The organism is Methylobacterium sp. 275MFSha3.1 (assembly GCF_900108435.1).
GTDB lineage: Bacteria > Pseudomonadota > Alphaproteobacteria > Rhizobiales > Beijerinckiaceae > Methylobacterium.
Genome location: NZ_FNWP01000022.1, coordinates 16,331 through 37,928, shown reverse-complemented (window position 1 = coordinate 37,928; position 21,598 = coordinate 16,331). Strand labels below are relative to the sequence as shown.

Genomic DNA, 21,598 nt, shown 5'->3' with positions numbered 1-21,598 from the left:
AGGCATGCGCCGGGATGCAAGTCCATGGTGGCGTCACCGGGGCGAGATTCCCGCATCGCGGCGGGCGCTCAGGGCGCGCGGCACGCCATCGCGGCGGTAGCCTCGATCACGCTCAGCGCCCGGCGCCGCACCTCCAGCGCCGCGTCCGGGCTGTCCGACACGGTGGAAGCCTCGCGCCTCAGCGTCGCGTCGCAGGCGCACGAACGGTAGCCCGCCGCGTCGTAGCAGGCGTCGTGGCGCATGCACGCGGCATCGAGGGCGTCGGTCGGCGGCAGCCCCTCGCCGCGCTGACCCGTGCCGCAGTAATTGCCGTGGAACAGCTCCTTGCCGGCGATGACCCGGCCCAGGTCGCCCTTCGGCGGTGCCGGCGCCTCTGCCTGCCCGCTCGGGTTGAGGTCGTTGGCCGGCCCGCCCGCCTTCGATCCGGAGGAGCGCAGGGCCTTCGGGATGCCGGAGCGCTCGCCGGGCTCGTTCAGGGCCTCGCCGGCCCGGCCGTTCGGGTCCGAGATGTCCGGGAGCGGCGGGGGCGGTCCCGGGCGAGGCTCGCCCGGCTCGACGGTCGCGGCCGGCAGGTCCCGGACATCCTGCACGTCTTGGACGCTCTGGACGCCTCGCGAGTCCGGAACGCCCTGCGCCCCGGACGCGTGCGGGTAGGCGACGAGCAGCAGCCCGAGCGTGGCGAGGAGAGACGGTCTCACGGATGGCCCCTGATTCAGCGGCCCCTCAACTCGAAGCTCGGCTTCTCCGTTCCGGACTTTCGCCCGCCACGGTCACGGAGCCCTGCGGGGCGGACGCGGGCCGCGGGGCGGCACCGCCCGGGCGGCGCGGCACGCGGCGCAGTGCGCGGGCGCACGGGGGGCTCGTCCCGCGTGTTGGACCCCGGGGTCGCGGATCCCACATCGAGGCGTAACGCGGCCGGGATGATCCCGGCGACAGACCTGAGCTGGACCTCCGCCATGACCTCTCGTCTTCTGATCGGCGCCGTGATCGGGATCGGCCTGTCCGGGCCCGCCCTGGCGCAGAGCTTCACCGCCCCCGCCGGCATCCCGGCCGTCACCGCCCCCGGCGGCCTCCAGGGCCGCGCGACGCTCGCGGATCCGCGGACGGCGCCGGACGGGCGCGCCGGTATCCTCGACGGCGACGGCAGGCCCCCGTCGGCGGTCGGCACCGTCGATCCGCGCCGCCCGCATCCCGGGCGCTAGGGCGCGCCTCGCCGCACCGCTGGTCAGTCCTGGTCAGGCTCGCCCGGCGCGTCGGGCGTCGCGGTCATCGTCGCGGCGGGCGCGCCGAGGGCGCGCGAGACCGCGGCGGCGCCTCTCCGCACCCGCTCGCCGATCGCGCGCAGCTTCTCGTCGGACAGCCGGTGCGTCGGCCCCGACACCGAGATCCCCGCGATAGCCTCGCCGTGGACGTTGAGGATCGGGGCGGCGACGCAGCGCATCCCGATGCTCCGCTCCTCGTCGTCGATCGCGTAGCCCCGGCGGCGGGTCGCCTCGACGTCGTCGCGCAGCTGGTCCAGTGAGCCGATGGTCTTGTCGGTGAACCGCGCGAAGGTCTTTCCCCGGAACAGGCGCTCGGTCCGGGCCGGCGCGTAGGTGCTCAGCAGAGCCTTCCCGATGCCCGACGCGTGCAGCGGCGACAGGGAGCCCGGCGGGAAGAAGGCGCGGATCGTCTCGTGGGTCTCCACCTGGCTGACGAACAGGACGTTGCCTTCCTTCTCGACGCCGAGATTGGAGGTCTCGCCCGTCTCCTGCATCAGCGTCCACATCATCGACCGGCTCCGCTCGACGACGTTGTGGCGGCGCAGGAACGCCGATCCGAGCCGGTAGGCCTCCGCACCGACGTGCCACTCCTGCTTGTCGGCGCTGATCTCGACGAGGCCGCGGCGCTCGAGCGTCGCGAGGACCCGGTGCATGGTCGCCACGGATTGCTCGAGCCTGCCGGCTAGTTCCGAGAGCGTCAGCCCGTCGCCGCCCGCCAGGACGTCGAGGACATCGAGGGCGCGGTCAAGCGCCTGGATGGTCGCCGCCGGCTTGGCGCCTCCGAACCCCTTCGGCCGCCCGCGCCGCCGGTTTCCCGAATCCATGGCGTCCTCGCCTTCGCCGATCCCACGCGATTCCTAGGATGGAAAAATTTTTCTCACAACGGAAAAAGGTAAGACGTTGCCACAGCGTGTCTTTTTGCGCTTCACTCGTCGATGAAAAAGTTTTTCAAGAAAATATCAATACGGTGTCGGCGGTGCTATCGTTCCCGTATTGGAGGAGAGCGCCGCCGATGTTCGCACAGAATCCCGTCTTCATTCCCGGCCCGACCAATATGCCGGAAGTGCTTCGCCGCGCGGCCGACATGCCGACGCTGGATCACCGGTCGCCGCTGTTCGCGCAGATCCTTCATCCGGCGCTCGCCGGCGTGAAGAAGGTCCTGAAGAGCGAGGACGCCGAGGTGTTCATCTTCCCGTCGACGGCGACGGGCGGCTGGGAGACCGCGCTCTCCAACACGCTCAGCGCCGGCGACACGGTGCTGGCGGCGCGCCACGGCATGTTCAGCCACCGCTGGATCGACATGACGCGCCGCCACGGCCTTGATGTCCGGATGATCGAAGCCCCGTGGGGCGAGGGGCTTCCGGCAGATCGCTTCGCCGAGGCCCTCGCGGCCGACAAGGCGCACCGCATCCGGGCCGTGCTCGTCACGCACAACGAGACGGCGACCGGCGTCCGCTCGGACGTCGCCGCCGTGCGCCGCGCGCTGGATGCCAGCAACCACCCGGCTCTGCTGCTGGTCGACGGCGTCAGTTCGATCGCGTCCATGGATTTCCGCATGGACGAGTGGGGCGTCGATGTCGCCGTGACGGGCTCGCAGAAGGGCTTCATGCTGCCCGCGGGCCTCGCCATCGTGGCGTTCTCGCCCAAGGCCATGGCCGCCACGGCGACGGCGACGCTGCCGCGGACCTATTTCGACATCCGCGACATGGCGAAGGGCTACCCCAATGGCGCCTATCCCTACACGCCGGCGGTCGGGCTCCTGAACGGCCTGAAGCTGTCGACGGAGCTGCTCCTGGCCGAGGGGCTCGAGACCGTCTTCGCCCGGCACCGCCGCATCGCGGACGGGATCCGCGCCGCCGTCGCCGCCTGGGGCCTGGAACTCTGCGCCGCGCGCCCGGACCTCTACTCGGACACGGTGAGCGCGATCCGCACCCCGGAGGGCTTCGACGCCACGCGGATCGTCACCCACGCGGCGCGCCACTACGACGTCGCCTTCGGGGTGGGCCTCGGCGAGGTCGCCGGGAAGGTCTTCCGCATCGGCCACCTCGGCAGCCTCACGGATGTGATGGCGCTGTCGGGGATCGCCGCCGCCGAGATGGCGATGGCCGATCTCGGCCTGCGCATCGCGCTGGGATCGGGGGTCGCGGCCGCGCAGGCGGTGTACCGCCGCGCCCCGGCCGCCGCCCTGCGCGCCGCCGCCTGAGGGGGCGCGCCATGGAAAGCGCCCTGATCACGCCCACCCTCGACGACGTCCTGGCCGCCCACGAGCGCATCCGGCCCTACATCCACGAGACGCCGGTCCTGACCTCGCGGATCATCGACGAAGCGGCCGGCGCGCAGCTGTTCTTCAAGTGCGAGAACCTGCAGAAGGCCGGCGCCTTCAAGGCGCGGGGCGCCTCGAACGCCGTCTTCAGCCTCACCGACGCGCAGGCTGCCCGGGGCGTGGCGACCCACTCGTCGGGCAACCACGGCACCTGCCTGTCCTACGCGGCGGGCCGGCGCGGCATCCCCTGCACGGTGGTGATGCCGCGCACCGCGCCCCAGGCGAAGAAGGACGCCGTGCGCGGCTACGGCGGCCGGGTGGTGGAGTGCGAGCCGTCCACCTCATCGCGCGAGGCCGTGTTCGCCGAGGTCGTCGCCGAGACCGGCGCGGAGTTCGTGCATCCCTACAACGATCCCCGCGTCATCGCCGGGCAGGCGACCTGCGCCCGCGAGCTGATCGCGCAGGTCCCGGATCTCGACGCGGTGATTGCCCCGATCGGCGGCGGCGGCATGGTGTCGGGCACCTGCCTGACGCTGGCCGGGCTCGCCCCGCACATCGCCGTCTACGCGGCGGAGCCCGAGCAGGCCGACGACGCCCATCGCAGCCTGAAGGCCGGGCGGATCATCGCCGACGACGCGCCGGTGACGGTCGCGGACGGGCTCAAGGTGCCGCTGAAGGACCTCACCTGGCACTTCGTCCGCCACCACGTCGCGGATATCCTCACGGTCTCCGAGGCCGAGATCGTCGCGGCGATGCAGCTGATCTGGAAGCGGCTGAAGATCGTCATGGAGCCGTCCAGCGCCGTCGCCCTGGCGGCAGTGCTGAAGAACCGCCCCGTCTTCGCGAACAAGCGGGTGGGCGTGATCATCACGGGCGGGAACGTCGATCTCGACGCGCTGCCCTGGCAATAACGGGAGGCCCACGATGCACATGAACGCCCGATCCGCCGATCTCGAAGTCGGCTTCGACGTCCCCGCGCTGCCCGGTATGCGCGAGGACGAGATCCAGACGCCCTGCCTGATCGTCGATCTCGACGCGCTGGAAGGCAACATCCGCAAGATGGGCGACTACGCCAAGGCGCACGGGATGCGCCACCGCGCCCACGGCAAGATGCACAAGTCCGTCGACATCCTGAAGCTTCAGCAGAGCCTCGGCGGCGCCTGCGGGGTCTGCTGCCAGAAGGTCTCGGAGGCGGAAGTCTTCGCCCGCGCGGGCATCAAGGATATCCTGGTCTCGAACCAGGTGCGCGACCCGGGCAAGATCGACCGGCTGGCGCGGCTGCCGCTGCACGGCGCCCGCATCATCGTCTGCCTCGACGACGTGGCGAACGTCGCCGACCTCTCGGCGGCGGCGCAGCGGCACGGCACGCAGCTCGACTGCTTCGTCGAGATCGATTGCGGCGCCGGCCGCTGCGGCGTGCGGACGACCCCCGAGGTGGTGGCGATCGCCGAGGCCGTCGCGGCCGCGCCGAACCTGCGCTTCGCGGGCCTCCAGGCCTACCAGGGCGCCATGCAGCACATCGACGGCTACGAGGAGCGGCGGGCCAAGCTCGACGCCGCCATCGCCCAGGTGCGCGACGCCGTCGCGGCGCTGAACCGGGAGGGCCTCGAGCCGGAACTCGTCAGCGGCGGCGGCACCGGCAGCTACTATTTCGAGGCCGGATCCGGCGTCTACAACGAGCTGCAATGCGGTAGCTACGCGTTCATGGATGCCGATTACGGGCGTATCCGCGACCGGGACGGCAACCGCATCGATGCGGGCGAGTGGAAGAACGCCCTGTTCATCCTCACCAGCGTGATGAGCCACGCCAAGGCCGACAAGGCGATCTGCGACGCGGGCCTGAAGGTGCAGTCGGTCGATTCCGGCCTGCCCTTCGTCTTCGGCCGCGACGACGTGAAATACATCAAGTGCTCGGACGAGCACGGGGTGATCGAGGATCCCGAGGGCCGGCTGAAGGTTAACGACCGTCTGCGCCTCGTCCCCGGCCACTGCGATCCGACCTGCAACGTCCACGACTGGTATGTCGGCGTCCGCGACGGCCGGGTCGAGACGCTCTGGCCGGTCTCGGCCCGCGGCAAGGCCTACTGACGCACCCTGCACACCGTCCGTCATCGCGAGCGCGGCGCAGCGATCCGGGGACGCGCCTCGACGGGGCCCGCTGCCCTGGGTCGCTTCGCGACGCTCGCGATGACGAGGGCGACATGCCGGCTCACGAATTGAGGACACATCCGCGATGATCATCGTTCCCGAGCACGCGATCGACGGGCTGTTGACCGAGGCGGAGTGCTTTACCGCCGTCGAACAGGTCTTCGCCTCCATGGCGCGGCGGCGAGCCGGCAACTTCCCGGTCGTCCGGGAAGCCATCGGCCACGCCGACGCGCTCTACGGCTTCAAGTCGGGCTTCGACCGGGACAGCCTCGCGCTCGGCCTCAAGGCCGGCGGCTTCTGGCCCGGCAACGCCGCGAAGGGCCTGACCAACCACCAGTCGACGGTGTTCCTGTTCGACGCCGATACCGGCCGCTGCCGAGCCGTCGTCGGGGGGAACCTCCTCACCGCGCTGCGCACGGCCGCGGCCTGCGCCATCTCCGTCCGGCACCTTGCCCGCAAAGATGCGCGGGTGCTGGGCATGATCGGCGCGGGCCACCAGTCGGCGTTCCAGCTGCGCGCCGCGCTGGCGCAGCGGCCGTTCGATCGGGTCCTCGCGTGGAACCTGCATCCCGGCATGTTCGGCCGGATGGAGGCGGTGGCGCGGGAGCACGGCGTGCCGTTCGAGGCGGTCGACCTCGACCGGCTCGGGTCCGAGGCCGATGTCGTCGTGACGATCACGTCCTCGTTCGCGCCGATCCTGAAGGCCGCGCAGGTCCGGCCGGGCACGCACCTCGCCTGCATGGGGACGGACACGCGCGGCAAGCAGGAGGTGGAGGCCGAACTGCTCGCGGGCGCGACGGTCTTCACCGACGAGGTCGCGCAGTCGGTCAGCATCGGCGAGGCGCAGCACGCCGTCGCGCGGGGGCTCCTCGCCGCGGATGCCATCGTGGAGATCGGGGCGGTGATCAACGGCGATCACCCCGGCCGCGTCTCGGAGTCCGAGATCACCCTGTTCGACGGCACCGGGGTCGGGCTGCAGGACCTCGCGGTCGCCGCGGTGGCCGTCGACCGCGCGGTGGCCAAGGGGCTGGCGACGGAGGTGGATTTCTGACGGTCTCGACCCGAAGGTAATACATCTTTCGTCCGAATGCTGCGGTCGACGCATTCCTCGCCGTCATCACGAGCAAAGCGAAGTGACCCAGGGTCGCGCGACCTTTACAGGCGCTGCGCTGCTCTGGGTTGCTTCGCTCCGCTCGGAAAGACGGTCGCACATGAGTTATCAATCGAAGAAATTACAAGGGGTCATTAACCCGGCTCCATCTCTGCGTGCCAGGATCTTCTCAAATCTCCAGAGGACATCGACGCTGATCGGGACGCGCGCCCGATCCTGGAGCAGCGTCGCCGAACCCGATGTCTGGATCCGCGAGCCCCTCCGCGGAGGATGAGTAGGGCGGCCTACGCCTCGCCGCGCACCAGGGCCGCCGCGAGGGCGTTGTGGCGGGCGGTCAGCGCCCCGGTGTCGAGGGTCGTCAGGCGGCCCTCGCGGACCACGATCCGCCCGTTGATGACGCTCCAGGCCACCGTCTGCGGCGCGCAGAAGGTGAGGGCGGCGACGGGGTCGTGCAGCGCCCCCGCCATGCCGAGGCCGCGCAGGTCGAAGGCGACGATGTCGGCCGCCATGCCGGGGGCCAGCGCGCCGATATCGTCCCGGTTCAGCACCTTCGCGCCGCCCAGCGTCGCGATCTCCAGCGCCTCCCGCGCATTCATGGCCGCCGGCCCGAAGCCGACGCGGGCGAGCAGCATGGCCTGCCGCGCCTCGCCCAGCATGTGCGACCCGTCGTTGGAGGCCGAGCCGTCGACGCCGAGCCCGACCGGCACGCCCGCGCACCGCATCTGCCGGACGGGCGCGATGCCCGAGGCGAGGCGCATGTTGGAGCAGGGGCAGTGCGCCACCCCGGTCCCGGTCCGGCCGAACAGCGCGATGCCGGCGCGGTCGAGCTTGACGCAGTGGGCGTGCCACACGTCGGGGCCCGTCCAGCCCAGGTCGGCGGCGTACTCCGCCGGCGTCATCCCGAATTTTTCCAGGCTGTAGCGGACGTCGTCGTCGTTCTCCGCGAGGTGGGTGTGGAGCGAGACGCCGTAGTGCCGGGCCAGCTCGGCGGCATCGCGCATCAGGCCGCGGCTCACCGAGAACGGTGAGCAGGGCGCCACCACGATCCGGCGCATGGCGAAGCGCTCCGGATCGTGCCAGGCCTCGATCAGACGGCGCGTGTCTTCGAGGATCGCCGTCTCGTCCTCGACGACCGAGTCCGGCGGGAGTCCGCCCGCGCTCTCCCCGACGCTCATCGCGCCGCGGGCGGCGTGGAAGCGCATGCCGATCTCCTCGGCACCCTCGATGGAATCGTCGAGCCGGCAACCGTTCGGGTAGATGTAGAGGTGGTCGCTCGACGTGGTGCAGCCCGAGAGGATCAGCTCCGCCATCGCGGTCTGCGTCGAGACGCGGACCATCTCGGGCGTGAGCCGGGCCCAGATCGGGTAGAGCGCCTTCAGCCAGCCGAACAGCTCGGCGTCCTGCGCGGCCGGCACCGCGCGGGTGAGCGTCTGGTACATGTGGTGGTGGGTGTTCACGAGGCCCGGCATCACCGCGTGGCCGCGCATGTCGAGGACGGTGTCGGCCCGCTGCGGCACCTCGGCGGCGGGGCCGACGGCGACGATGCGGTTGTCCTCCACGTAGACCGCGCCGCCGGGAATCTCCCGGCGCTGCGCGTCCATCGTCACCAGGATGTCGGCGTTCGTCAGCAGCAGGGAGGTCATCGCGTCTCTCCGGGTACGCCCTGGAGGCCGCGCCGGACGGGCCGCGACGCCTCCCCACGGCCAGATGCCGCCCTCTGGCAGCAGGAACGCCGTGCCGGGCGCACCGTCTCGGGGCCGTCAGCGGGCCGCAGCATACGGCAGCCGCCACCGGCCACCTTGGCGATTTTTCGCAAACTGCTTCCGAAATCCCGGCATGGCATTCGCGGCCAGCCATGCAAGGTTTGAGAGCCAGCCAAGTCGGCAGCGCATGACCCCGGAGCGGCCGCCGAGAGCCCGCTCCCCCGCCCCCGGGCGTGCCGCCACGGCCCGCCCTGCGACTGGCCCCACACCCGCTCCTGGCGGCCCGGACCCGGAAGAGGTCCGGCCACCGCTGCCGGGTCCCCGACGACACCATCACGGGACGACGCCTCGACAGGTCCCGGCTGGCGGAGGACACGCCCATGACGTCTCACGACAGGACAACGCGCGAGGTGGACGCGGTCGACGCGATCCCGCCCCTTCCCAAGCTCCTCGCCTACGGCATGCAGCACGTGCTCGTGATGAGCGCGGGGGCTGTCGCGCCGCCGCTCATCCTCGGCGCGGCGATGAATCTACCGACCGAGACGGTCGCCTACCTGATCAACTGCGACCTGCTGGTGACGGGCATCGCGATCCTGATCCAGTCCCTCGGCCTGGGGGTCTTCGGCATCCGCCTGCCGGTCATCATGGGCGTCAGCTTCGCGGCGGTCGGCCCGATGGTGGCGATGGCGCAGGATCCGACGATCGGCCTGCCGGGCATCTTCGGCGCGACCATCGGGGCGGGTGTGTTCGGCCTGCTGCTCCGGCCGTTCTTCTCCAGGCTCGCGAGCTTCTTCCCGCCGCTGGTCACCGGCACGGTCATCCTGATCATCGGCGTCACGCTGCTGCCGGTCGGGATCAACTGGGCGGGCGGCGGCTTCGGGGCTGCCGATTTCGGCGCCCCGGTCCATCTCGGCGTCGCGGCCTTCGTGCTGGCGGTGATCCTGGTGGTCAGCCGCTTCGCCACCGGCTTCGTCGCCAACGTCGCCGTGCTGATCGGCCTCGTCGCGGGCCTGTGCCTCGCCTGGCCGCTCGGCCTGTTCCGCCTCGACGGGCTGGCCGAGCGCCCGCTCATCGCCCTCGTCACGCCGTTCCACTTCGGCTGGCCGACCTTCCACCTGACGGCCGTGGCGGCGATGTGCATCGTCATGATGGTCACGCTGGTCGAGTCGACCGGCATGTTCCTGGCGGTGGGCGACATCGTCGGGCGCCCGGTGGACAAGCGGACCCTGACCCGCGGCCGGATGGCGGACTCGCTCTCGACGCTGATCGCGGGCTGCCTCAACACCTTCCCGCACACCTCGTTCTCCCAGAACGTCGGCCTCGTGAACATGACGCGGGTGCGCAGCCGCTACGTCACGGTCGCGGCGGGCTTCATCATCCTGGGCGTCAGCCTCCTGCCCAAGGTCGCCTTCGCGGTGGCGTCGATCCCGCCGGCCGTGCTCGGCGGCGCCGGCATCGTGATCTTCGGCATGGTCGCGGCGGCGGGGCTCAAGATCGTGGGCGGCGCCGATCTCGGGGATCGCCGGAACCAGATCGTCGTCGCGGTCAGCATCGGCCTGAGCCTGATCCCGATGGCGGCGCCGAAGCTCTTCGCCGCCACGGCGCCGGACTGGGCCGGGCCGATCCTGCACAGCGGGATCACCCTCGGCGCCATCGGGGCGATCGTCCTCAACCTGCTGCTGAACTCGGACCGTCTCGGTGCCGGGGCCGGGCACCGCGTCGCCGACGCGGAGCCCGCCTTCCCGCACGCGGCCGTCCTGGACCGGGCCTGAGGGGAGAAGCCATGTCGGCCGAGACCATCAAGGCGCTCTCGCGGCGCCACTTCCTGAAGGCCGGCGCGGCGGCGGGCGTCGCCGTGAAGGTCTCCTTCCTGGCGCCCCCGGCCCGGGCGCAGCTCGCCGAGACCGGCCTGTCCGCCGGCTCCCCGTGGGCCGCGCCGGGCCGGCCCCGCTACCGCCTCGACGCCGTCGCCAAGGTCACGGGCGCCAAGACCTTCTCCCGCGACTACCGGGCCCGCGACCTCGCCGGCTGGCCCGACGGCCAAGCCCACGCCTTCCTCGTCGCGGCGACCCGCGCCGACCGCCGCTTCACCGGCCTCGACCTGTCGCGGCTCCCGGCCGCCCTGCGGCCGGACCGGATCGTCCGGCACGAGGACCTGGTGGCGGACGGGGTCTCGGTCCCGCACGCCGACTTCTTCGGCGACTGGTTCCTCGTGCCGCAGGGCGAGACGCCGCGCCTGCTCGGGCAGCCGGTGGCGATCCTGATCTACGCCGACTTCCCGCGCTTCGCCGCGGCCAAGCGCGCCCTGCGCTTCGCCGACGACGTCGTGCAGTACGGCGCCGAGACCGGTCCCAGGCCGCCGGCCCATTACGGCGCCTCGCGCTGGGTGCGGATCGAGGGCGACGCGCCGGACGCGCCCGACCGGTTCTCGCCGTTCGCGCAGTCCCCGATCTTCGCCGGCTTCTCCGGCGACGAGCCCGCCTGGCCGAAGGCCGGCGACGACGGCCCCTTCGCCCGGGGCATGGCGGCGGCGGCCGCCATCGCCGCCGAGATCGACGGCGCCGGCGCGGACGCCCTGGTGATGCGGCGGACCTACCGGTCGCAGTCGACGGACGCCTCGGCCATGGAGGCCGACAACGGCAACGTCTGGTACGATCCGGATACCGGCACGCTGCGCCTGATGATGGCGACGCAGTCGCCCTACGACGTGGCCGAGGCCGCCGCCGCGCTGGTCTCGAAATCCCGGTTCCCGCTCAGGGAGGTCGATCTCAAGGTCGGCTACACGGTCGGGTACGGGACGAAGGACCACCACATCTTCCCGTTCCTCTGCGTCGTGGCCGCGCTCTACGCGGGCGGCCGGCCGGTGCGCCTCGCCAACGACCGGTTCGAGCAGTTCCAGAACGGGCTGAAGCGCCACGCCTTCCGCATGGACAACGTCCTGCTGGTGGACCGGGCCAGCGGCCGGTTCCGGGCCATGACCGGGCGCTTCGCCTGCGACGGCGGCGGGCGCCCCAACTACTCCGTCGCGGTCTCCTTCGTCGGCGCCACCGCGGCGCAGTCGATCTACTACCTGCCGAAGAGCGACTTCCAGGCGATCGCCCTGGCCTCGCGGGCCGTGGAGGCCGGATCGACCCGGGGCTTCGGCACGCTCCAGACCATGTCGGCCACCGAGATGATGGTCGACGAGGCGGCGGCGCTCCTGGACATCGACGCGATCGACCTGCGCCTGCGCAACGTGCTCCGCTCGGGCCAGCGCAACAGCCAGGGCGCGGTCCCGGCCGGGGCGCTGCGCAACGCGGAGATCCTGACGAAGGCCGCCGCGCACCCGCTCTGGCGGGACCGGGCGGCGCGCAAGGCCACCTACGAGGCCGCCCATCCCGGCCACCGCTACGGCGTCGGCTTCGCGCAGGTGCACAAGGATTACGGCACGGGCGCCGAGGCGGCGGTCGCGTCGCTGGAGCTCGACCCGCGGGGCCGCCTGAGCCTGCGCCACGTCGCCCACGAGATGGGCCCGGGCGTCACCACCTCGCAGGCGGTCATGGTGGCCGAGATCCTCGGCCGGGTGCCTTCGGAGACCGCGTTCGGCGTGGTGCGCTGGCCCGAGATGCCGCTGGAGACCTCCGACCAGCCCTACACGACGCCCCAGGAAGAGGAGGACCGCCGGGCGCAGAACCCCCGCTGGACGCCGCGCTTCACCTCGCCGATGAGCGCGACCAACTCCGCCTACTACCTCGGCCACGCCACCCGGACGGCCGCGCGGTTCCTCGTCGACCACGCCGTCTGGCCCGCCGCCCGCGCGCTCTGGGCGCGGGGCGGCGGCGGCGGGGCGCTGGCCTCCTACCACGTGGTCGCCCGCGACGAGCTGCGGCTGGTGGACGGCCGGGTGCTGGGCGGCGGCCTGCCGCCGCTGTCCCTGGAGGCGGTGGCCGCCGAGGCGCACCGGCTCGGGCTGCCGGTGGGCGTGACCCTCCACACCTTCAACCGCTGGCAATGGGCCGAGGCCGAGTTCGACCTGCCCGCAACGGGCCGGACGCGCCTGCCGATCGACGCCCTGGCGGTGCGCTACGGCGCCGGGGCCCCGCCCGAGCGCCGCGCCCTGATGGCGGATGCGGGCTGGCACTTCGTGCCCCGGGCGGCGGTCTTCTACCCTCCGACCCAGCGCAACAATGTCGGCACGACCTACTACGCGCCGATGGCCACCCTGGCGGAGGTCGCGGTCGACACCGCCAGCGGCGACGTGACGATCCTGTCCCACCACTCGATCCTCGAGTGCGGCCGCCAGATCGTGCCCGAGCTGGTCTCCGGCCAGGTGCAGGGCGGCCTCGCCATGGGGATCGGCCACGCCCTCAAGGAGGTGCTGCCCCTCTACGAGGACGGCCCCGGCGACGGCACGTGGAACTGGAACCGCTACGAGCTTCCCCGCGCCCGCGACGTGGCCCCGTGGAACCAGACGGTGGAGATCCTGCCGCCGCTCTCCGAGACCGACCCGCCCAAGGGCATCGCCGAGGTCGTGATGATCGCCGTCGTCCCGGCGCTGGCCAACGCCGTCGCGCACGCGATCGGCCACCGCTTCCACGAACTCCCCATCCGGCCCGAGCGCATCCGCGAGGCACTGGCATGAGCGCCGCCATCGAGATCAAGGACCTCTCGCTCCGCGTGAACGGCGCGGCGGTCGGTCCGATCCCCGTCCCCGTGGGCACGAGCCTGCTCGACGTCCTGCACGAGTGGCTGGGCCTCACCGGCAGCCGCATGGGCTGCGGGCAGGGCATCTGCCACGCCTGCACGGTGATGCTGGAGGAGGCGGCCGGCCCGCGGGAGATGCGCGCCTGCATCACCGGCGCCCACTGGTTCGAGGGGCGGAGCATCCGCACCGTCGAGGGCCATGCCCGCACCGCGCCGGACGGCACCGTCGTGCTCTCGCCGGTCCAGCAGGCCTTCATCGAGAAATTCGCCTTCCAGTGCGGCTACTGCACGCCGGGCTTCGTCACCGGGGCGAGCGTGCTGATCGAGCGCCTGCGCCGCGAGCCGATCCGCCGCGACGAGGTCGAGCGGGTCGTCACCGAGGCGCTCGACCGCCACATCTGCCGCTGCACGGGCTACGTCCGCTACCATCAGGCGGTGCGCGACCTCGTGCTGGCGACCCCCGGTCTGGTGACCGCCTGAGGCGCGCCGTGCGGATCCCGTCCCTCACCACCCCCGCGCGGCGCGTCGGCGCCGGGCTCGCCGCCGCCCTCGCGGTGGCCGTCTCGGCGGCCGGCCTCGTCGCCTCCGGCGCCCTGGAGCGCAGCGTCGTCGCGCGCGACGTCGAGACCCCGCTGAGCGCGGAGGCCGTGCGCGGCCTCGCCCCCCGCGGCGCCAAGGTCGCCGCCGCGGCCGACTGCTTCGCCTGCCACACGGCCCGGGGCGGCCCCCCCTGGGCGGGGGGACTGCCCCTGGAGACGCCCTTCGGCACGATCCACGCCACCAACATCTCGCCGAGCCCGCAGGGCATCGGCGGCTGGAGCCGCGCCGACTTCCACCGGGCCCTGCGCGACGGGATCGCGCCGGGCGGCCGCCACCTCTACCCGGCGATGCCCTACACGTCGTATCGCGGCCTGACGCCGGAGGATGTCGACGCCCTCTACGCCTACCTGATGACCCGCGCGCCGGTCGCAGTGGAGAACAGGGCCAATACCCTCGCCTTCCCGTTCGACCAGCGCTGGACCCTGGCGGCCTGGAACCTCCTGAGCCTGCCGGCCACGGTCGCCGCGCCCGATCCGGGCCGCTCCCCCCTGTGGAACCGGGGCCGCTACGTCGCCGACGCCCTCGGCCATTGCGGCGAGTGCCACACGCCGCGCAACGCGCTCCAGGCCATGCGCCCGGACGCCGTCTATCGCGGCGCCACGATCGAGGGCGTCGAGGCGCCCGACATCACGCCCGCGGGCCTCGCGCGGATGGGCTTCACCCCGCACGGGCTCGTCGGGTTCATGCGCACGGGCCTCTCGGCCCAGGGCGGCGCGACGCACCAGATGTTCGACGTCGTGCATTTCTCGACGCAGCACATGGACGAGGCCGACCTCACGGCGCTCTCCGCCTACCTGTTCGACCGCGACGCCCTGCCGGCCGAGCCCGAGACGCCGGTCGCCGTCCCCCCCGCGGCGATCCCCGCGGCGGTCGCGGCCCGGGGTCGGGCCAGCTACGCCGGCCTCTGCGCCGGCTGCCACGGCGGGGCGGGGGAGGGGATCCCCCACGTCTCCGTGCCGCTGCGGACGAACGCCGCGATGCGGGTCGCGGGCGCGGGCGGCCTCCTGCGGGCGATCCTCGTCGGGCTCCCGGCGCAGCGCTTCCCGGGCAACGAGCGGATGGAGGCCATGCCGCCCTTCGCCGCCCTGATCGACGACGCGGCGCTCGCCGACCTCGCGACCTGGATGCGGGCCGAGTGGGGCGGGCAGGGTCAGGCGGTCACGCCGGACGAGGTCGCGCGCCAGCGCGCGGGTTTGCGGGCCGACGCTTCGCACTGAAGGCGGCCGGGAGGAGGGGGCGGACATGACCATGGCTTGTCGGATCGCGGCCGCGCTGCTGCCGCTCGGGATGACGTGCGCGGCGGGGGCGCAGGACCTCGGGACGGCCTCCTCGGCGCCGGTGGCGCCCGAGGCCACGACGGTGGTGGAGGACGGCCCGTTCTTCCTCTTCGCCGACACCCAGATCAGCTACCGCTACCAGTTCCCTACCGTCTCGCCCGGAATCCAGATCCAGCGCCCCGACGGCAGCTTCGTCTCCCGCGCGGCGCCCAAGCACATCCTGAACATCTCCCACGCCGATGCCTGGGCCTACGGGACGAACTTCTTCTCCCTCGACATCCTCAAGTCCGGGTCCCAGTTCCCGGCCGGCACCACCAACGCGCCGGGCTCCGTCGCCGCCCCGTTCTTCGCCGATTACGGCAACACCGAAGCCTACGGGCTGTATCGCGGCACGCTGAGCCTCAACGCGCTCACGGGCACGAAGGCCTTCACCGTTCCCGGCCTCGTCAAGGAGGTGTCCCTCGCCTTCGGCTTCGACGCCAACGCCCAGAACGACGCCTTCGGCTCGAAGAAGCGCGACATCGTCGGCGGCCTGAACTTCGCCTTCGACGTGCCGGCGGGCTTTCTCAACCTCTCCGTGCAAGCCTACAAGGAGTGGAACCGGAACGGGTTCAATCTCCAGCCGGACCGCGACCAGAGCTTCGACACGGTCCCGGAATTCGAGCTGGTCTACAACTTTCCCCTGACCTTCACGGGGCTGCCGCTCAGCCTCGTCGGCTTCAACAACATCGTGCTGCCGAAGGGGCGGGGCGTGAGCAACCCGGCCGCCTTCGCCTTCAACCCGCCCCGCGGGCTCGAAGTCCTGTCGCGCACCAACCTCGTGCTCGATCTCGGCAAGCTCGTCTACGATCGGCCCAACCGGGTCGATGTCTTCGTCGGGTTCCAGTACTGGCACAACAAGTTCGGGAACGTCGAGACCGCGACCTTCAAGGGCACCGAGGAGAAGAGCTTCCTCGCCGGCGTCGCGTTCCACGTCTTCTGATGCCGTTTCGGTCGATCAGATCGGTTCCGCCGTCGTTGCGAGCGGAGCGAAGCCATCCAGCCGGCACCACGTTCCCCGATGTCCTGCAGCCCTGGGTTGCTTCGCTGCGCTCGCAATGACGGAGCGGGCTGCACCGACCGAAGCGTCACGCCGCGGGGGATGATCGGGTCGGACGCCGAGTTCACATTGTCGGGACAGTCCGTTGACAGGTCCGAAACGCTCCTGACGATCCCCGCCCATGATCTCTCTGGAAAGCATCCGCATCTTCCTGCGCTCGGCGGAGACGGGGAGCTTCTCGGCCGCCGGCCGCTCGCTGCGGCTGTCACCGTCGGTGGTGAGCTACCGGATCCAGACCCTGGAGGAGCATCTCGGCTGCCTCCTGCTCACCCGGACGACGCGGCGCATGAGCCTCACGGAGGCCGGCCGGATCTTCTACGACCGCTGCCTCGACATCACCGCGGCGGTCGAGCAGGCGGAGAAGAGCGTCGAGACCGCGGGCGCGGTGCCGCGCGGGGTGCTGAAGGTGACGGCGCCGCTCGGCCTCGGCCGCCGGGTCGTCGCGCCGCTCGTGCCGCGCTTCCGCGACCGCCACGGCGAGACCGATGTCCGGCTGCGCCTGTCGGAGCACCTCCTCGACCTCGTGCAGGAGGCGGTCGACGTCGCGATCCGCCTGTCGCAGATGCGCGATTCCACCTTCACCCTGCGGAAGGTCGCGGAGATCGAGCGGGTCCTGTGCGCGGCGCCGGCCTACCTGGCCGAGCACCCCGCGCCCGCCGAGCCGGCGGACCTGCTGCAGCACGATTGCCTGCTGCTGCGCTATCCCGGCGCCGAGCAGTTCCGCTGGACCCTGGTCGACGGCCAGGAGACCGTGACCCTGCCGGTCTCGGGGCACATCGACGCCGACGACGGCGACACGCTCACCGCCTGGACGCTGGCCGGCGAGGGCATCGTCCTGAAGCCGCTGTTCGAGGTCGCGGCGCACCTCGCCGAGGGCCGGCTCGTCCCGGTCCTGGAGCACACCCCGCCGACCAGCGTGACGCTCGGCCTGCTCTACCCGTCCCGCAAGATGCTGTCGGCCCGGACCAAGACCTTCGTCGACATGACGCACGAGGCCCTGCGCCAGCACGTGAGCGAGCAGCTCGCCCTGGTCGGCGGCCGGGCGGTCTGACGGGCGCGCGTCAGTCCGCGACGAGGGCCTCCAGGCGCAGGGCGGCGATCCGTCCGACCTGCCGCAGGGCCTCGGCCCGCTCGGTCTCCGGCGGGTTGCCGAGCCGCTGCTCCAGGCGGGCGAGGATCGCGTCGCGGTCGAGGCCCCGGACCGCGATGATGAACGGGAAGCCGAAGCGCTCGGCGTAGGCCCGGTTGAGGTCCTGCAGCCGCGCCACCGCGGGGGAGGGGCAGCCCAGCAATCCGCTTCCCGCCTGCTCGCGGCTGGAATGCGCGGTGAGCTCGCCGCGCTGGGCGGCCCGCCCGGCGAGTTCGGGATGCGCCCGCAGCAGGGCGAGCTGGCGGACCCGGTCGGCGCCGGCCACCGTCGCCTCCATCGCCGCGTGCAGGTCCGCGCGCCCCGCGAAGGGCCCGCGGTCGAAGGCCGCCTCGGGGACCCAGGGGGAGTGCTCGTAGACCTCGGCGAGGAGGTCCACGAAGGCGTCGCGCGCGAGCGCGTTGAGCGCGGCGATGGTGATCACGGACCTGTCCTCTCCGGGGTCGGTCCCGCCGCCGGGGCGCCAGGAGGATGGTGGGCCGCCCAGTGCCGGGCGATGTCGATCCGCCGGGTCACCCAGACGTCGGGACGGGCCAGGACGTGGTCGAGGAACCGGGCGAGGGCCGGCAGGCGCGCCGGGCGCCCGACGAGGCGGCAATGCAGCCCGATCGACAGCATCTTCGGGGCGCCCGCCCCCTCCTCGTAGAGGCAGTCGAAGGCGTCGCGCAGGTGCGCGAAGAACTGCTCGCCCGACGGGAAGCCGCCGGGGATCGAGAAGCGCATGTCGTTGGTGTCGAGGGTGTAGGGCACCACGAGGTGGTCCCGGCCGGCGACGCGGACCCAGTAGGGCAGGTCGTCGGCGTAGCTGTCCGAATCGTAGAGGAAGCCGCCCTGCTCGACCACGAGCCGCCGGGTGTTCGGGCTGTCGCGGCCGGTGTACCAGCCGAGCGGCGTCTCGCCGGTCAGGCTCCGGATCGTCTCGACCGCGCGGGCGAGGTGCTCCCGCTCGATCGCCTCCGGGACGTCCTGGTAGGGCAGCCAGCGCCAGCCGTGGCCGGCGATCTCGTGGCCGTCGCGGAGAAAGGCCTCGACGGCGGCCGGATTGCGGGCGAGCGCCTTCGCGACGCCGAAGACCGTGAGGGGCACGCCGCGCTCGCGGAACAGGCGCAGGATCCGCCAGACGCCCGCGCGCGCGCCGTACTCGTAGAGGCTCTCCATGCTCATGTGCCGCGCGGGGAAGGGCGTGGCCCCGGCGATCTCGGAGAGGAAGATCTCGGCGTGGGGGTCGCCGTCGAGGACGGAGCGCTCGCCGCCCTCCTCGTAGTTCAGCACGAACTGGACGGCGACGCGGGCGCCGCCGGGCCAGCGGGCGTCGGGCGGCGCCGCGCCGTAGCCGACGAAGTCGCGCGGGGGGCCGTCTGTATCCGGTGCGGTCACGGGCGGGATCCTGCGTTGGCGCGAATAGACGGGGTCCGACGGTTATCGCGCGGCGAGCCAGCGGGCGAGCGCCGCGCGCTCCTCGGGCTGCATGTCGGTGATGTTGTTCGGCGGCATCGCGTGCGTCAGGACGGCCTGCAGGCGGATGGCCGGCGCGAAGCGCGCGACGTGCTCGGGGCTGTCGAGGAGCACGCCCTTGGGCGGGCTCGTCAGGCCCGGCCACAGGGGCTCGGCGGCGTGGCACATGGCGCAGCGCGTCCCGACCACGGCCATCACGGCGTCGTCGACCGCGGGGCCCTCGAGCGCGCCCGCCCCGGCCGCCGCGAGGCTGATCGCCGGGGCCGGAGCCGGGGCCGCCTCGGCGGCGGTCGACAGGCCGATCTGCTCGCGGGCGCCCGGCGACGAGGCGACGCTGATCGCGACCGCCACCGCCACGCAGGCCGTCGCGACGCCCCAGGTCCACCAGCGGTCGCCCCCGCCGGCATTGCGCACGTTGAAGTAGTGGCGGACGACGCCGCCCGCGATCACCACGAGACCGACGATGGTCCAGCTGTAGGGCGAGGACCACGCCATCGGGTAGTGGCCGGACAGCATGAAGAACAGCACCGGCAGCGTCAGGTAGTTGTTGTGGGACGAGCGGTTCTTCGCCTGCTTGCCCCAGGCGGGGTTCGGGACCCGGCCCGCGACCAGCTCGGCGATCGCCTTGCGCTGGTTCGGCATGATGACGAGGAACACGTTGCCGGTCATCCAGGTCGCGATCACCGCGCCCGTGTGCAGCATCGCGGCCCGGCCGGAGAAGACCTGCTGGAAGCCGTACGCGAAGGCGACGACCGTGAGGAACACGGCGGTCGCGAGCAGCGGCGGCCGGTTGGCCAGGGGCGAGCGGTTGAGCCCGTCATAGATCAGCCAGCCGAGGGCGAGGGCGCCGAGGCCGATGGCCGCCCCGGTCATCGGCGTGATCACGCGGACCGCCGGATCGATCAGGTAGAGGTCGGCCTGACCGTAATAGACCCAGCACAGCAGCGAGAAGCCCGACAGCCAGGTCGCGTAGGATTGCCATTTGTGCCAGATCAGATGCTCCGGCATCCGGTCGGGCGCGACGAGATACTTGCGCACCTGGTAGAAGCCGCCGCCGTGCACCTCCCAGGCCTCGCCGCCCTTGCCGGTCGGGATTGCCGGAATGGCGCGCAAGCTGGCGTCGAGATGCATGAAGTAGAACGACGCGCCGATCCAGGCGATCGCGGCGACGACGTGGGTCCATCGAATGAGGAACCCGCCCCATTCGTGCAGGATCGGATACATGGGACGGATCCTCCGCGATCTGTCGTGGGGCCGGGTTCGGCCTCGATGTCGGCTCGTGGTTCGGCCCGAGCCGCGACCCCGGGTGTGCCCCGAACCGCGGCCGGCAGCGACCCGCCGCGGCGCCAAGGACCTTCAAAATCATTCGGGAAATGCCGGACGCTTTTCGGGTTGTCCGAGCCCCCCGCCCCGTGCTCGTCTCCACCGTCTCCTTCGGCCCGACAGACCTTCGCCCGCCTCGGGCCGCGGGCGCGGGCCTTTCCGTCCGGGAGGACGCCGATGGGCCATCTTTCGACACACGTCCTCGACACGGCCGCCGGCAAGCCGGCGGCCGGGGTCACCGTCGAGCTCCGGCGCCTGGCCGGGGACGGCAGCGGGGACGGCACCGGGGAGACCGTCGCGTCGGCCACGACCAACGGCGACGGGCGGACCGACGCCCCCCTGCTCGCGGGCGACGCCCTGACGCCCGGGACCTACGAGCTCGTCTTCGCCGTCGGCGCGTATTTCGCCGGGACGGGTGCCGGCGCCGAGCGGCCGTTCCTCGACCGCGTGCCGGTGCGCTTCTGCGTCTCGGACCCGGACGCCAAGTATCACGTCCCGCTGCTCATCACGCCGTGGAGCTACGCGACCTACCGCGGAAGCTGAGACCGCGACTCCGGGCGGGACGGCGTCGGAGCGCCGGAACTCAGCTTTCCGGCCGCGCCCCGGCGGCGCGACCGGTCGCCTCCCGGGGCGAGTGGCCGAACAGCGCCTTGTAGGCCCGGCTGAACGCCGCCTCCGACTCGTATCCGACGCGCAGGCCGATCTCGCCGACGCGGGCGTCGCCCGCGGCGAGCATGTCCCGCGCGAGGTTCAGGCGCCACTCGTTCTGGTAGCGCAGGGGTGAGCGACCGACGAGCGCGTTGAACCGCTCGCAGAAGCTCGACCGCGACATGCCGGCGACGTCCGACAGGGCCTCCACGCTCCAGCGCTGCAGCGGCCTCTCGTGCATGACCTTGAGGGCGCGGGCGATGCGGGGATCGGCCAGGCCGGCCAGCCACCCCGACGTCCGGCCGAGATGAACCCAGGTCCGCAGCGTGCGTATGACCGCGAGGTCGATGATGCGCGAGATCATCAGGGCCGCGCCGGGTTCGGCGTCGGTCGTCTCGACCAGCAGGAAGTGCACGAGGCCGTCGAGCCATCCGGCGCCCTCCTCGCGCCGGATGCAGATCTGCTTCGGCAGGAGCGCGATCATGCTGCGGAGCGTGTAGGGATCGAACCAGAACCGGCAGGCGACGACGTCCGCGCCCTCGGCGGCGACCAATCGCCCGGTTCCGAGGCCGTGGGGCAGGAACAGCAGGTCGCCGGCACCGAGAGCGAGAGGCTCCCCATCGCCTTCGAGGCGTAGGGCGCCCGCGATCACCACGAGGACGTGGCCGGCGCCGGCATCCAGATCCAGGCGCTCGCCCGGCGCGACCGGCCGGGACTCGACGCGGTCCCCGGTGAGGCGGATCTGCGCGAGCACGTGGGACAGCAGGTCGCCGGACGCGGCGCTGCGCGGCCCGCCCTCCGGAAGATCGGTCAAGTTTTCCAGCGTTTCCGACATGGCTGGCGCCGGCTCCCGATCCTAAACGTGGGCCCATCGAAGCC

At 72.3% G+C, this 21,598-nt stretch carries 19 protein-coding genes; 12 read left to right on the top strand and 7 right to left on the bottom strand.

The window, feature by feature from the left end; genetic code table 11:
* Positions 1–68: 68 nt before the first annotated feature.
* Entirely contained in the window at positions 69–698 is a 630-nt protein-coding gene (locus BLW78_RS23175) for a phospholipase A2 family protein (protein ID WP_026605148.1), read from the bottom strand.
* Between the two features lie 258 nt (positions 699–956).
* Between BLW78_RS23175 and BLW78_RS23170 the strand changes: the two genes are divergently transcribed.
* Positions 957–1,202: a hypothetical protein gene (locus BLW78_RS23170; protein WP_056530886.1), complete on the top strand. Its 246-nt coding sequence runs from the start codon at positions 957–959 to the stop codon at positions 1,200–1,202.
* Between the two features lie 23 nt (positions 1,203–1,225).
* Here the strand turns inward: BLW78_RS23170 and bhcR are convergent, their stop codons facing one another.
* Positions 1,226–2,086, bottom strand: a complete 861-nt coding sequence (gene bhcR, locus BLW78_RS23165; protein ID WP_091682406.1) for an HTH-type transcriptional regulator BhcR — start codon at positions 2,084–2,086, stop codon at positions 1,226–1,228.
* 188 nt (positions 2,087–2,274) lie between these two features.
* Between bhcR and bhcA the strand changes: the two genes are divergently transcribed.
* The 4 genes from bhcA (at position 2,275) to bhcD (ending at position 6,724) form a co-directional block, all read left to right on the top strand.
* Complete coding sequence (bhcA, locus tag BLW78_RS23160; protein WP_056530226.1) at positions 2,275–3,465, top strand: L-aspartate--glyoxylate aminotransferase BhcA; 1,191 nt, start codon at positions 2,275–2,277, stop codon at positions 3,463–3,465.
* A gap of 11 nt (positions 3,466–3,476) precedes the next feature.
* On the top strand, positions 3,477–4,436 hold the full coding sequence (bhcB, locus tag BLW78_RS23155; RefSeq protein ID WP_056530229.1) for a beta-hydroxyaspartate dehydratase BhcB: 960 nt from the start codon (positions 3,477–3,479) through the stop codon (positions 4,434–4,436).
* A 13-nt stretch (positions 4,437–4,449) separates the two neighbouring features.
* Positions 4,450–5,613, top strand: a complete 1,164-nt coding sequence (gene bhcC / locus BLW78_RS23150) for a 3-hydroxy-D-aspartate aldolase BhcC (RefSeq protein ID WP_091682405.1) — start codon at positions 4,450–4,452, stop codon at positions 5,611–5,613.
* A 145-nt stretch (positions 5,614–5,758) separates the two neighbouring features.
* Positions 5,759–6,724: an iminosuccinate reductase BhcD gene (bhcD, locus tag BLW78_RS23145; RefSeq protein WP_091682403.1), complete on the top strand. Its 966-nt coding sequence runs from the start codon at positions 5,759–5,761 to the stop codon at positions 6,722–6,724.
* A 344-nt stretch (positions 6,725–7,068) separates the two neighbouring features.
* Here bhcD and BLW78_RS23140 read toward each other — a convergent pair whose 3' ends face one another.
* Positions 7,069–8,427 (bottom strand): 8-oxoguanine deaminase, encoded by a 1,359-nt coding sequence (locus BLW78_RS23140; RefSeq protein ID WP_091682401.1) that lies wholly within the window; start codon positions 8,425–8,427, stop codon positions 7,069–7,071.
* A gap of 440 nt (positions 8,428–8,867) precedes the next feature.
* On the opposite strand from BLW78_RS23140, the gene BLW78_RS23135 reads away from it, so the two are divergent.
* The 6 genes from BLW78_RS23135 (at position 8,868) to BLW78_RS23110 (ending at position 17,197) form a co-directional block, all read left to right on the top strand.
* Positions 8,868–10,259, top strand: coding sequence for a nucleobase:cation symporter-2 family protein (locus BLW78_RS23135; protein ID WP_091682399.1), 1,392 nt, complete (start codon positions 8,868–8,870; stop codon positions 10,257–10,259).
* An 11-nt stretch (positions 10,260–10,270) separates the two neighbouring features.
* A complete protein-coding gene (locus BLW78_RS23130; RefSeq protein ID WP_091682398.1) occupies positions 10,271–13,108 on the top strand; it encodes a xanthine dehydrogenase family protein molybdopterin-binding subunit in 2,838 nt (945 codons plus the stop codon).
* Entirely contained in the window at positions 13,105–13,650 is a 546-nt protein-coding gene (locus tag BLW78_RS23125; protein ID WP_091682396.1) for a (2Fe-2S)-binding protein, read from the top strand. Before BLW78_RS23130 ends, BLW78_RS23125 begins: the two co-directional genes overlap by 4 nt.
* A gap of 8 nt (positions 13,651–13,658) precedes the next feature.
* A complete protein-coding gene (locus BLW78_RS23120; RefSeq protein WP_091682395.1) occupies positions 13,659–14,987 on the top strand; it encodes a c-type cytochrome in 1,329 nt (442 codons plus the stop codon).
* 25 nt (positions 14,988–15,012) lie between these two features.
* Positions 15,013–16,029: a hypothetical protein gene (locus tag BLW78_RS23115; protein WP_091682393.1), complete on the top strand. Its 1,017-nt coding sequence runs from the start codon at positions 15,013–15,015 to the stop codon at positions 16,027–16,029.
* Positions 16,030–16,267: 238 nt separating this feature from the next.
* Positions 16,268–17,197, top strand: coding sequence for a LysR family transcriptional regulator (locus BLW78_RS23110; protein ID WP_091682392.1), 930 nt, complete (start codon positions 16,268–16,270; stop codon positions 17,195–17,197).
* 10 nt (positions 17,198–17,207) lie between these two features.
* Here the strand turns inward: BLW78_RS23110 and uraD are convergent, their stop codons facing one another.
* From uraD to BLW78_RS23095, 3 genes are read right to left on the bottom strand one after another with little or no spacing between them, the layout of a single operon-like run.
* The gene (gene uraD / locus BLW78_RS23105; protein WP_091682391.1) at positions 17,208–17,717 is read right to left on the bottom strand and encodes a 2-oxo-4-hydroxy-4-carboxy-5-ureidoimidazoline decarboxylase; all 510 of its coding nucleotides are present in this window, start codon (positions 17,715–17,717) and stop codon (positions 17,208–17,210) included.
* Positions 17,714–18,670, bottom strand: a complete 957-nt coding sequence (gene puuE, locus BLW78_RS23100) for an allantoinase PuuE (protein WP_091682390.1) — start codon at positions 18,668–18,670, stop codon at positions 17,714–17,716. Before puuE ends, uraD begins: the two co-directional genes overlap by 4 nt.
* A gap of 42 nt (positions 18,671–18,712) precedes the next feature.
* A complete protein-coding gene (locus BLW78_RS23095; protein ID WP_091682389.1) occupies positions 18,713–19,972 on the bottom strand; it encodes a urate hydroxylase PuuD in 1,260 nt (419 codons plus the stop codon).
* 276 nt (positions 19,973–20,248) lie between these two features.
* Here BLW78_RS23095 and uraH point away from each other — a divergent pair, with 276 nt between their 5' ends.
* Positions 20,249–20,614, top strand: a complete 366-nt coding sequence (gene uraH / locus BLW78_RS23090) for a hydroxyisourate hydrolase (protein ID WP_091682388.1) — start codon at positions 20,249–20,251, stop codon at positions 20,612–20,614.
* A gap of 40 nt (positions 20,615–20,654) precedes the next feature.
* On the opposite strand, the gene BLW78_RS23085 is transcribed toward uraH, so the two are convergent.
* On the bottom strand, positions 20,655–21,554 hold the full coding sequence (locus BLW78_RS23085; RefSeq protein ID WP_091682386.1) for a helix-turn-helix transcriptional regulator: 900 nt from the start codon (positions 21,552–21,554) through the stop codon (positions 20,655–20,657).
* Positions 21,555–21,598: the final 44 nt, after the last annotated feature.